This is a genomic window from Macrococcus sp. GL_134, from assembly GCF_057834705.1.
The window spans coordinates 410,709-422,894 of the sequence record NZ_CM174409.1 but is presented as its reverse complement, the minus strand read 5'-3'; the positions used below and the strand labels follow the sequence as shown (position 1 = coordinate 422,894).

At 43.1% G+C, this 12,186-nt stretch carries 12 protein-coding genes; all 12 read right to left on the bottom strand.

What is annotated here, in order from left to right; translation table 11 throughout:
• Positions 1 to 79: 79 nt before the first annotated feature.
• The 12 genes from AC3IPL_RS02295 to AC3IPL_RS02240 all read right to left on the bottom strand — a co-directional run bounded on the left by AC3IPL_RS02295 (position 80) and on the right by AC3IPL_RS02240 (position 12,155).
• A complete protein-coding gene (locus AC3IPL_RS02295) occupies positions 80 to 859 on the bottom strand; it encodes an SDR family NAD(P)-dependent oxidoreductase (RefSeq protein ID WP_489241460.1) in 780 nt (259 codons plus the stop codon).
• Between the two features lie 79 nt (positions 860 to 938).
• Positions 939 to 1,352: a VOC family protein gene (locus tag AC3IPL_RS02290; protein WP_489241458.1), complete on the bottom strand. Its 414-nt coding sequence runs from the start codon at positions 1,350 to 1,352 to the stop codon at positions 939 to 941.
• A 66-nt stretch (positions 1,353 to 1,418) separates the two neighbouring features.
• The gene (locus AC3IPL_RS02285) at positions 1,419 to 3,428 is read right to left on the bottom strand and encodes an acyltransferase family protein (protein WP_489241456.1); all 2,010 of its coding nucleotides are present in this window, start codon (positions 3,426 to 3,428) and stop codon (positions 1,419 to 1,421) included.
• A gap of 78 nt (positions 3,429 to 3,506) precedes the next feature.
• On the bottom strand, positions 3,507 to 3,977 hold the full coding sequence (locus tag AC3IPL_RS02280; RefSeq protein ID WP_489241454.1) for a cupin domain-containing protein: 471 nt from the start codon (positions 3,975 to 3,977) through the stop codon (positions 3,507 to 3,509).
• 50 nt (positions 3,978 to 4,027) lie between these two features.
• Positions 4,028 to 4,747, bottom strand: a complete 720-nt coding sequence (locus AC3IPL_RS02275; protein ID WP_489241452.1) for a YebC/PmpR family DNA-binding transcriptional regulator — start codon at positions 4,745 to 4,747, stop codon at positions 4,028 to 4,030.
• Between the two features lie 80 nt (positions 4,748 to 4,827).
• Positions 4,828 to 5,460: a Bax inhibitor-1/YccA family protein gene (locus AC3IPL_RS02270; protein WP_489241450.1), complete on the bottom strand. Its 633-nt coding sequence runs from the start codon at positions 5,458 to 5,460 to the stop codon at positions 4,828 to 4,830.
• 84 nt (positions 5,461 to 5,544) lie between these two features.
• On the bottom strand, positions 5,545 to 6,912 hold the full coding sequence (locus tag AC3IPL_RS02265) for a gluconate:H+ symporter (protein WP_489241448.1): 1,368 nt from the start codon (positions 6,910 to 6,912) through the stop codon (positions 5,545 to 5,547).
• A 17-nt stretch (positions 6,913 to 6,929) separates the two neighbouring features.
• Complete coding sequence (gene gntK, locus AC3IPL_RS02260) at positions 6,930 to 8,483, bottom strand: gluconokinase (RefSeq protein ID WP_489241447.1); 1,554 nt, start codon at positions 8,481 to 8,483, stop codon at positions 6,930 to 6,932.
• Position 8,484: 1 nt separating this feature from the next.
• The gene (locus AC3IPL_RS02255; protein ID WP_489241445.1) at positions 8,485 to 9,177 is read right to left on the bottom strand and encodes a GntR family transcriptional regulator; all 693 of its coding nucleotides are present in this window, start codon (positions 9,175 to 9,177) and stop codon (positions 8,485 to 8,487) included.
• 137 nt (positions 9,178 to 9,314) lie between these two features.
• Positions 9,315 to 10,313, bottom strand: coding sequence for an inorganic phosphate transporter (locus AC3IPL_RS02250; protein WP_489241443.1), 999 nt, complete (start codon positions 10,311 to 10,313; stop codon positions 9,315 to 9,317).
• Positions 10,314 to 10,325: 12 nt separating this feature from the next.
• A complete protein-coding gene (locus AC3IPL_RS02245; RefSeq protein ID WP_489241442.1) occupies positions 10,326 to 10,943 on the bottom strand; it encodes a DUF47 domain-containing protein in 618 nt (205 codons plus the stop codon).
• A 297-nt stretch (positions 10,944 to 11,240) separates the two neighbouring features.
• Entirely contained in the window at positions 11,241 to 12,155 is a 915-nt protein-coding gene (locus AC3IPL_RS02240) for an NAD-dependent epimerase/dehydratase family protein (RefSeq protein ID WP_489241440.1), read from the bottom strand.
• Positions 12,156 to 12,186: the final 31 nt, after the last annotated feature.

Here is a 12,186-nt window from a genome sequence, read left to right as displayed (position 1 = left end):
GTACTATTTAATATAATACAGTTATTCTAAAAATAATCAAGAAAAAAAGAAACCTGAATCATTATCAGGTTTCTTTTTGTCAAAGCGCAGGTGATGTTCCGCCGTCTATATTGACTGCTGCACCTGTTACATAGCTTGCAGCATCCGATACAAGGAATGATATGACGTTCGCTGCTTCTCTTGTGTCACCGATCCGACCAAGCGGAATATTAAATTTTGGATCACGGGCATAGTCATCCCACGACTGTTCGGGTGCTTCAGATTGCCATCGTTTTTCTATTTGACTGCTGCGGATTAAACCGATACATACAGCATTGACTCTTATATTAAAAGGTGCAAGGTCCTTACTTAATGTATTCGTTAGTGCAAGACCGGCTGCTCTAGAGACAGAAGTCGGTGATGTATTGGCTGGAGGTGTCTTACCTGCCACAGCTGTTAAGTTCAAGATAGCACCGCCATGTTTTTTGAGTTCCGGCAGCGCTGCATGGATCATATGAATCCAACCGAACAGTTTCAAGTTCATATCATTCTGCCAATCACTTAACGTCACATTCTCAAAAGGTTCCGCAAACGCAGAGCCTGCATTATTAATCAGAATATCCAACCGACCATACGTTTGAGTAGCCATATCGATGATTTGCCTGGCGTCGTCTTCACGTGTTACATCTCCGACGACATATTTGAGTTTCCTGCCCGTTCTTTCCTGAATATCCTCCACCGCTTGTTTCAGCCCTTCTTCATGACGGGCAGCAAGAATGACTTTTGCGCCTTCTTCTGTCAATACGACAGCTGTTTCTTTACCGATTCCCTTGCTAGAACCTGTAATAACAGCAACTTTGCCAGTTAACTTGAGATCCATAATCACCGGTCCTTTATTTGTATGATATATGTGGACATTCAGTTCCACAACTATAATTCCCGCTACGCGAAATCCTGCCCTACTCTCCGAATGATGGTAGGTTCAACTGCCAGCTGACGCCAAATCGGTCTTCAACCCATGCAAACTTTCGTGCGACGGGTTCCATAGGTACGAGGTCCATCATCACTTTGCCGTTAGTAGATAGCCGTGCAAATAAGTAATCGATTTCTTCCTCGCTGTCACAGTTGACCGCAAAAGACATGGCCGGTGTAAATGGCACGTCTGTCCCATTGGCATTGTCGAGCGCCATGAACTGCTGGTTATTCAATGTAAATATACTGTGATTCACTGTTCCTGCTACGCCGGGTCCGTCTTCACCGTACTTATCCATCGAGATAATCTGACTGTTTCTAAAAATCGTCGTGTAAAAATCAACTGCTTCTTCAGCTTGTCCATTGAACATTAGAAATGGTACTACTTTTTGCATTCTCATTTCATCAGCCCCCTTTTTTCTTCAGTGTAAAGAAATCCCCTTAAAAAAGCGAAAGAAACGCCTAATCTATTCAGATTGGCGTTTCTCCTTAATCTCTTCCAGCAATGGCATCAAGTCCTTTTTAATATAAGGTGCCAATGTTTCATTGAATGATTTTGTCATATGGCCTTTATCAAAGTAACCGACAACGTTACCGATAACTGGTCGACATCGCTCTTCCGGACAGATTTTATCGGTATAGTCGAAGTAATGAACATTTGCCGGGGGATCGGCAAGTTTTGACCAGTCTGTTTTTTCGGGAACAACACGGTCTTTCTCAACTGTACATTTGATGCTGTTGCGACCATATTTTTGGATGCATGTCGGTACATCAATTTTGAAATACGGTGTATCTCTTACGCCGAACACTTCGATGCCTTCGTCCGCCAGTGCTTCAAACTGCTCAATATACCCCTGTGGAACATCTGTTACATTGAAATAAGAAATTTCTGCAGTTGTAAATACGAGATCCGGCTGTTCCGCTGCAATTTTTTCAATGACGTTTTCGTTCCACGTATCACATGACGGTAGTCCTTTTCTATCAGTTGATAGGCGACAGCCACTCTTTGTAATATTTAAGAGGCGTATATTTTCTTCTGCTGCGATTTGAGCTAATGCAGGGTGCCAGTGAGTAGAATGAGAACCACCGACCAGCGCCACGGTATAATCATAATTGTTGTCTGATCCGTACGTACATATTTTGACTTCTGGATCATCTCCAGCCACTTGACACCCATCAGCATAAGGGGCTGCTTTGTCTGACTTAATGGACGCATCTCGCGGCAGATAGTCTTTCTCTTCAACATGTGACAGATCATAGACTTGTGCCCCCGGATAATCTCTTGAACCGATGAGTTTATCGGCTCCTTCTGCCTGTGATACGGCATAATATTTCCATGCACTATTGAAGAGCAGTACTGGTGCCATGATGAGCAGCAGAACACCTGCCAGCTTCCAGCTGGCATTGTTGAATGGAAGCGTCCGTACCGGCTTCTCTATAATGTAAGTCAGCAGCCATGATAAGACCGCCGAAATCAATATGATCAGCAGACCGTCTATTAATAGTACATCCTTACTGTCCTGCCATATGTAATAAAATGTAAGTATTACCCAGTGCCATAAGTAAAAGCCATATGATATACTACCAAGTTTGACCATGAATGGTAGTCCGAGAAAACGCTCGACTCCGAACTTTGATGAATTTTCACCGGACACTAAAATAAAGACTGCTGCAAGTGTCGGCCATAGAGCAATATAGCCTGGAAACATAGATGAGACGTTCAGTAATAAGCCACAGAACAGCAGCATAAACAGTCCGAACCAACCGAGTACACCTGCCACTAATGAATTCAATTTGAGCTTAGTCAATGTCAGACAAAGTAGACCACCGAGTGCAAACTCAAAGGCGCGTGTTCGTGTATCAAAATAAGCCCAAGGTTGATTTACTGCTGTCAAATAGACCGAATAACCTAGTGACAGTATGAATATCATGACGAGCATGACAAAGAGCGGCAGACGAATGTCCCGCTTCAGCCATTTACTGATCCAGAGCGCTGCCGTGATGACTACAAACCAGATGACATAGAACTGCCCTTGTATACTCATCGCCCAGAAATGCTGCACCGGACTTTTTTCGTTGGATGCATCCAAGTAATCTGTCGATGAAAGCGCCAGCTGCCAGTTTTCATAATAGAGTGACGATGCGAATACTTCTTTGATTGTCTGCACCCATCTGACTTCCGGCATGAAAAAGAAGCTCAGTATGACTACGGTGAGCAGCACGAAAAATGCAGACGGCATCAATCGTTTCAATAAACCGAATATAAAATCAAAGAAATGAACAGTGCCGTTTTTTCTGACTTTTGATAACAGACTTGTCGTAATCAAAAATCCGGAGACGACGAAGAACACGTCGACGCCTCCAGATACTTTGCCGAGCCATATATGATAAATAGCGACGAGTAATGCTGCGACTGCACGCAATCCTTCAATTTCAGGCCTGAATTTCTTGTGAGTTGGTACTTGTTGTAATTGCATATGTTCACCTATCTATTAAGAAGTTATTACTTAATGATATACAATTAATGTTAATTCAATGTAAATCTATTATGAAGATTATAAAGCATATTGACTGATGACTGCTTCATGCTCCGGGTAGATCGGCAGCAGGTCTGCTTTTTTAAATAATTCGAAGTCATCGAATGAAAACCCCGGTGCAACCATACAGCCGACAAAGCTCCACTGTGCATCATCATCCACGGTTGAAGCAAATATCGTACGTGCAGGCACGAGAAACTGCGGAACTTCTCCTGCTGCAAGGTCCATACCGAGCTTCACTTGTTCATAACGATGATCTGGATGAATCATGTGAATCGTAATCGCATCACCTGCGTGATAATACCATAGTTCGTCCGATGCTATCCGGTGGAAATGAGAAATGTTGCCGGACTCAATCAAGAAATATATGCTTGTGAATAAATGGTGGTCATCCATGGTCTTATCAGAAATATAAGATTGATGGAAATAGCCGCCTTCAGGATGCGGCAGTAAATTCAATCGTTGAATAATCTCTTCTTTCGTTATCATAAACTCTCTCCTATAAAAAATGCTGAGACTCATGCCTCAGCTCTTTAAGTTTATTCTGTTAATGCAACGTTATGGTGAACCGTTTGTACATCTTCAAGATCTTCAATAGCATCGACCAGTTTCTCAAAAACTTCCAAGTCAGCTGCTGACAGCTCAAGTTCATTCTGTGCCACCATGGACAATTCAGCTACAGTAAACTCTTCAATACCTGACTGCTTCAATGTATTCTGTACAGCAGCGAACTGATCAGGCTCTGCATAGACAATGACTTGTCCGTCCTCTTCAACAACGTCGCGCACATCAATATCCTCTTCCATCAGCAGCTCCAATGTCTCATCAGCTGTCTTACCTTCAAAGCCGACGATTGCCGTGTTGTCGAACATATAGGCAACAGAGCCTGATACACCCATGTTTCCGCCGTTTTTACCGAATGCTGCACGGACATCACTCGCTGTACGGTTGACATTGTTTGTCAGTGCATCAACAATCAGCATAGAACCCCCTGGTCCGAATCCTTCGTAGCGAAGTTCATCAAAGTTTTCTTCAGCGCCGCCCTTCGCTTTTTCAATCGCACGGTCGATGATGTGCTTCGGCACTGAATAAGTTTTCGCACGCTCCAGTGTGAATTTCAAGTTCTGGTTGGATTCTGGATCCGGTTCCCCAGACTTAGCAGCCACATAGATTTCACGGCCGAACTTTGCATAAATACGGCTTGTATTTTTATCTTTTGCAGCTTTTTTCTCTTTAATATTATTCCATTTACGACCCATAATGTTATCCTTCTTTCAAATAATATAATCCTATTATACACCAATTATGCCACAAAAAAAGAGACGGTATGACCGTCTCGTTAATCTCTTAAAATACTAGCTAGTCTCAGCACATCCATAATGATGTTCAGCAGATTGATGAACAGATTGAAGCCCATCTCACGCGCTGAAAAATTGCCCCGCTTCATTCTGTTGAAATCATAAATCGTATATAGCAGGAAGATGGCAAGTCCAGCAATCGTGATCACTAAGTGGAACATCGGCATCTGAATGAATAATCCGACAAAACTAGCAAGTACGAGAACAACTAATGCCGGAAACAGCAGACGTCCTAAGTTTGTTGCATCACCGACAACAAAATAACCGAGGAAGCCGAAAGCAAAAAACGCACCGACCGCTAAGCCGACATTCTGATAGAAACCAACTGTTCCTAAATCAGCGATATAGTACATGAATGCTGTATAGCTGACGACACCGAGTAAAAATGCAAGAATGTTCGATAACATTGAATCGAATTTACGGGATGCTTTGACAAACAATGAAATCAGCACGATAGCAAAAATTAAGATGGTAATCGGAAATCTTAAAGCATCAGGCACAAATTGTCCGACAAATGTCCCTGCTAAAAAGACCACCCAGTAGTAAATAAAATATAACCAGGCTTGTTTAACGCTGCTTGAGCGGGATCCTGAATATGATGTTTGATAGTTCATAGCATAACCTCTTTAATATAGAATTCATCCGGTAGGATTAATTTACATTTTACATGGTCAGCCGGACAATTACAAACTTTCAAATTAGACGAACATGCTGAGCAGCAGAATGAACATCAGACCAGTGACAGAGATGATTGTTTCAAGCAGTGTCCATGTCAATAGAGTCTCTTTCACAGACAGACCAAAGTACTCCTTGAACATCCAGAAGCCTGCATCGTTGACGTGAGATGCAATAACGCTGCCGGCGCCAGTCGCAAGAACGACGAGTGCCACATTGACATCACTTGCTGCCAGCAGCGGGATGATAATACCGGTCGTAGAAATGGCTGCGACAGTGGCAGAACCAAGTGCAATCCGTAATACAGCAGCAACCAGCCACGCTAAAACAATCGGTGAAAAGCTGGAATTTGTAAACAATGTTTCTACATGTTTGCCGACGCCGCCATCAATCAGCACTTGCTTGAAGGCCCCGCCTGCTCCGATAATAAGCAGCATCATGCCGATTGGATAGATGGCGTCAGTGACTGACTGCATGACATCTTTCATCTGACGTCTGCGTCCAAGACCCATCGTAAAGATGGCAAAGATAATAGACAGCAGCATAGCAGTCGATGCATCCCCTAATAAGTAGAGCGCTTTAATGCCATTGCCCGGTGTTATATGTTGTGCACCAACAATCAGTTTAACAATGGTCGCCATAAGCATTAAGATGACCGGAAACAATGCAGTCAGTGTACTGATACCGAAGCCCGGTGTGTCTTCAAGCTTGAAGTGAACATTCTTTCCTAATGACGAAATATCTCCTTCTTTTGTGAAAGCAGTTGGTGCGATTTTCTTCGCGAGTTTATTGAATACGGGACCTGCGATAATTGCGACCGGAACACCGACGATGAAACCATACAGCAGCACTTCCCCTAAATTCGCACCGTATTCCTTAGCGATCAGCACAGGACCTGGATGCGGTGGCAGGAAGCCATGAGTGACAGAGAGTGCAGCGGCCATCGGAATACCAAGATGAAGCGCCGGTAATTTTGTTTCTTTTGCAATCGTGTAGACAATCGGTATCAGTAGTACAAGACCGACTTCAAAGAATAAAGCAATACCGATAATGAATGAAGCGATGACAACCGCCCATTGAATGTTTTTCAGACCGAAGCGGTTGATCAGTGTGCTGGCGATACGGGTTGCACCGCCGCCGTCAGCTAACAGCTTACCGAGCATGGCACCTAGGCCGAAGATCAACGCGATATGGCCGAGCGTCCCACCCATCCCCGTCTCAATGGTTAATACGACCTTATCCAGCGGCATCCCCAGCAGCAGCGCCGTCGTGAATGCCGTGATAATCAATGCGATGAACGTGTTCAGTTTTAGTGCCATAATCAGGACAAGTAGTATCATAATTGCGATGGCTACTGTAATCAGCGGCCATTGTTCTACAAAAAAGTTCATTTAATAGTCCTCCTGTTTTACTTCTCTTCGAGCAGCTGTTCATGACGGCGCTGGAAGGCGGCGATTGCTGCGTAGTTCTCTTCCAGGCTCTGTGTCAAGTTAATATAAAGCGGGAGTATTTCCCGGTAAATTTTCACGTGGTCAAATAATGGTGTATGTTCGAACGAAGCACCGACCATGTCGCTGATATGAGAGAAATCCTTTTTTATCCCTAAGGCGACCTGGCCAAGTGCCATCGCACCGAGACACGAGCTTTCATGGCTTTCCGGCACGATTAAGTCGTGCTCGAAAATATCCGCCATCATTTGACGCCACAGTTCACTTTTAGCAAATCCACCGGTCGCCTTCAATGACTTGACCGGCTCATCCATCAAAACATTCAGCGCGATGAACACGGAGTACAAGTTAAAGATGACGCCTTCCAGTGCCGCACGGATCATATGTTCCTTCTTATGGGACAATGTCAGCCCGAAAAATGAACCTCTGACGTCAGCGTTCCAGTGCGGCGCCCGCTCTCCTGCTAAGTACGGATGAAAGAGCAGACCGTTACTGCCGGCAGGTACGCGTGCTGCAATCTTCATGAGGACATCGTAGCTCTCGACACCGAGACGTTTTGCGGTCTCTGTTTCGCTCGCTGCAAACTCATCGCGTATCCATCTGAGGACGATGCCGCCGTTATTCACCGGCCCGCCGATAACCCACTGGTCTTTCGTCAGTGCATAACAGAACAATCGGCCCTGTTTATCTGTCTTCGGCTGGTCGATGACTGTGCGGATTGCACCGCTTGTACCGATAGTGACAGCAACTTCACCCGGTTTAAAGGCATCGACACCGAGGTTACTGAGCACTCCGTCAGAAGCACCGATAACAAACGGTGTCCCGGCATCGATGCCCATCATATCCGCAAACCGTCTGTCCATATCTTCATAATATGTTGTTGTATCAACGGGTTCAGATAACTGTGAATCATCAATACCCAAGAGCTGCAGCACGTCCTGATCGTAGTTAAGCTCATGAATATTGAACAGCCCGGTCGCTGAAGCGATGGAATAATCAATGACGTAGCGGTTGAACAGCTTACAGAAGATGAACTCCTTAATGCCGATGAACTTCTTCGCCCGCTTGAACAGTTCCGGTTTCTCTTCTTTCAGCCACATTATTTTAGAGAGCGGGCTCATCGGATGAATCGGCGTTCCCGTCCGGTGATATATATCAAGACCGTTATAATCTTCATTGATCTTCTTCGCATACTGGTAGCTTCTGTTATCAGCCCACGTGATGCTGCGAGTCATCGGTTCATTATCAGCATCCATGACAATCAGACTATGCATGGCACTTGAGAAGCTGACAAAGGCAATCTCATTTTTGGCGGCTCCTGCTTCCCGGACAACATGTTTAATCGTCATCATGACCGCATCAAATATTTCATTCGGATCCTGCTCAGCCGTATCAGCGGTCGGTGTGTGCAGCGGATATTCTACGTGATGGACGGCTTTAATCGTCCCCTTATCATCATAAATGACAGCTTTCGTACTTGTCGTACCGATATCGGCACCGATCATAAATTTCATGTTACTCACCCTTCCTATGTTTGCTGGAATGCCATAAGGCGTCAATGTGACTGTCGACATCGTCAAAGTTCAAATGCATCGCCTGCTTGAATAATGTTCTGTCATTCGTAGCAATCGCCTGAATATATAACAAGTGATTGTCAATCACGCGGTCAAAATCGTGCATATCCTCAATCATCCGCTTCCTCATCGAAATCAGAATGAGCGTCTCCATGATCGGCTTTAAGTTCTGCCATAAATAAAGGACCTGCTGATGGTTGGCGAAGCGAATGATGGTCTGATGGAACAGCATATCCTGCAGACTGAATTCATCAGCATCCTTGAACTTAACGGCCACTTCCATCATTGCGATAATTTTATTCAGCTGGTTTAACAGTTCAGCTGACTCGAGCTTCATCAGTTTTTCGAAGACGAACCCTTCAATCAGCAGTCTAATATCATAGATTTCTTCAATATCTTTTGGTGATAATCCAACGACTGTCACGCCCATCCGTTCGCTGCTGATTAAATTATCAGAAGCGAGCATCTTAATAGCATCTCGTATCGGCGAGCGGCTCGTTTCATACATTTGTGCCAGCTGGTTTTCAGTCAGCTTATCACCCGGCTTGTAGCTGCCGTCGATGATTTTCAGTCGGAGGTCAGCTGCAATTCTCTCTCCAGATGATGCTTTATCGAGCCATTGTTCAGGAAACATATCATCCCTCCTACATACTTGTATACAAGTATATTAATATAAAAACGCTTTCTTGTAAACGATTTCTCTTTACTTCTTCCTGGATAAGATAAAAATCTCCATAAAAAAACAGGTAGACTATTAAAATAGTCTACCCATTAAATAAATATATTCAGACCCCAGAAAATCAAAGCTGCAGTCAAGGCCGAAATCGGCAGTGTGATGACCCATGTAATAATCATACGCTGTGCCGTCGTCCATTTCACACCTTTGACGCGGTGAGATGACCCGACCCCGAGAATAGATGATGAGACCACATGTGTCGTTGAAACCGGCAGATGAATATGCGTCGCACCGAAGATGATCAATGCTGAACTTAAGTCAGCTGCAACACCATTCGCGGGACGGATTTTCATAATGTTGCCACCTACTGTTTTGATGATTTTCCATCCGCCGATCGCTGTTCCGAGACCCATTGCAGTGGCACATGAAACCTGTACCCAGTGCTGAATGTCATCGCCTGTCTGCAGTCCTGCAGTAATCAGCGCCATCGTAATGATACCCATCGCTTTTTGTGCATCATTCGTACCATGCGAGAACGCTTGAAGTGCCGCCGTAAAAATCTGTACAAATCTGAAGTTACGATTAGTTCTTGTTAAGTTGTTATTTTTGAAAAACACCTTGAAAATTGAATACATGATATAACCGACAACAAATGCAAGCAGCGGTGATACAATCAAGGCAATGATAATTTTGATGAATCCTGAATAATGCAGTGCACTAAATCCGGCAGAAGCAATCGCCGCACCTGCAACAGCCCCGATCAAGGCATGTGAAGATGAACTTGGTATACCGTAATACCATGTCACTAAGTTCCAGATGATTGCTGCAAGCAGCGCTGCTAGAATAACGACTGAACCATTGTTCAAAGTGAATGGGTCAACGATATCTTTAGTGATTGTCTTCGCTACTCCTGTAAACATCAATGCCCCGAGAAAGTTCATGATGGCTGCCATAATAATGGCATGACGTGGTTTAAGGGCTTTAGTTGACACGGCAGTTGCAATCGCATTGGCAGTATCATGGAATCCATTGATAAAGTCAAAAGCCAGCGCACATATAACAATCGCTATCGTGATAATAAATATAGGTTCCATTCAAAAAACTCCTTAACTGTTTTTCATAATGATAGATTCAAGATTGTGGGCCACCGTCTGACATTTATTCGCAATATCTTCAAGTGACTGATAAATATCTTTGATCTTCATAATCGTGACTGGATCTGTTTCAACAGATAGGATGTGCTTGATTGATTGACGAAGAATACCGTCGCAGTTCGTTTCATGCTCTTTAATGTTGATTGAATGCACACGAATATGTGAAAATTTCTTCTGTGCAACTAATTCTACAGAAATTTTAATTTCATCTGCGCAAGCTTGTATATTTTTGACGAATTCAGCAGTGAATTCATCTGTATATTCAATAGAGTACATTTCGAACATGGCAGCCGTCTCTTCCATACCATCAAGAACATCATCAATTGCATTGGCAAGTGCCAGAATGTCTTCACGTTCAATCGGCGTGATGAATGTCTGGTTCAAGTCAGAGATGATCTGATGCATTAAATTATCACCATTCGTTTCAAATGCTTTAATGCCATCTGCGTATTTTTTTAAATCAAACGCTGTATGGAAATTCATTTTTCCGAATGCTAATGATGCACGCTGCAGGTTTTCTGCCATCGCTTCAAGCTGTACTGCAAATTTGTCTTTTTTTCTGTTAAACATTATGTAATGCCTCCTATAGGGATATCCATCAATTATTGTGCAAGGTTAACGTTAATATTCTATATGATATTGCGCTATAACGATAGCATATTTGTTAAGAAAAAGTAAATTTCGTGTACTTATTATTTAATTAGTGAATAAATAATGACGTTTGTAAATTTAATATTTATTTTATGTTACAGAATTGTAAATGTGTCTTATAACAATCGGGTTTATGTAAACATCAGTCATACGATAGATTCATTAAAGATAATAAAAACCAGCTGAAATTAAATTCAGCTGGTTTTTATTATGATTTTATTTCGTGTATGACCGAATAATTCCGTTATTCTTATCTTCATTGAACCTCTGAATCCTCATCTCTACATCAAATACACGTGTTGTGATGAGATGGAAGGGAGATTGACAGAACTGATAGAACCATTTAGGCATGGATGGAATATAATCATATATACCGATGATGATTTCATCAGTTTCTATCATCCGTCTGAATTCAAGTCTGCCTTTACCGTCATGACGCTGCTGTACTAATGAGCCTGCTGTAATCTCAAATAATTGTCTGTCATTATTAGTGCCATCCGTCAATTGCTTCAATATAACGAGATCCATTGATCTTGCCCGTAAATAATAAGTATCATCCAAATGTCTGACTTTCGATACATTAGGAACGATATCATTATAATAATTAAAGTAATGGCTGACGAAGCGCTCAAGTGTCCATGTATCAGGAATTTTGTATCGGGCAAGCACCCGCACATCATCATGACGAGACGACTGGTCAGAGGCCATGATGCCTTGACGTCTGATTTTAGTGTTTGTCACTATGACCGGCGTTTTGTAATGCCTTAAAATTTTCAGCGTCTCTTGATCTTTTGTGTCTCCTGCAATATAGATGACTGCCTTGACTTGGTTCTTCTCAGCGGCACGTGCGTAGTTATCGGCAGCAAGCGCATTCAAATCAGTGAATGTCGCTTCTGTCGTCTTACTTGAACGCTTTGTGGGGTCAAGATAATAGATTGCAAAGTCAATACCTTCCATTGCATGTTCGACATCTTCAAGATTGAAGATGTCGCCTTGAAACCACGACAGATTCGCCTTTCTTGCTTCAGGATACTTTGACATCGTGACAATATCCAGATCTTCTTTCAGCATATGGTATAGATGACTACCGATATATCCTGATGTCCCTGTTAATAGAACTTTTGACTGCATATCTCTGCCCCCTTGTTCAACATAACTCCAT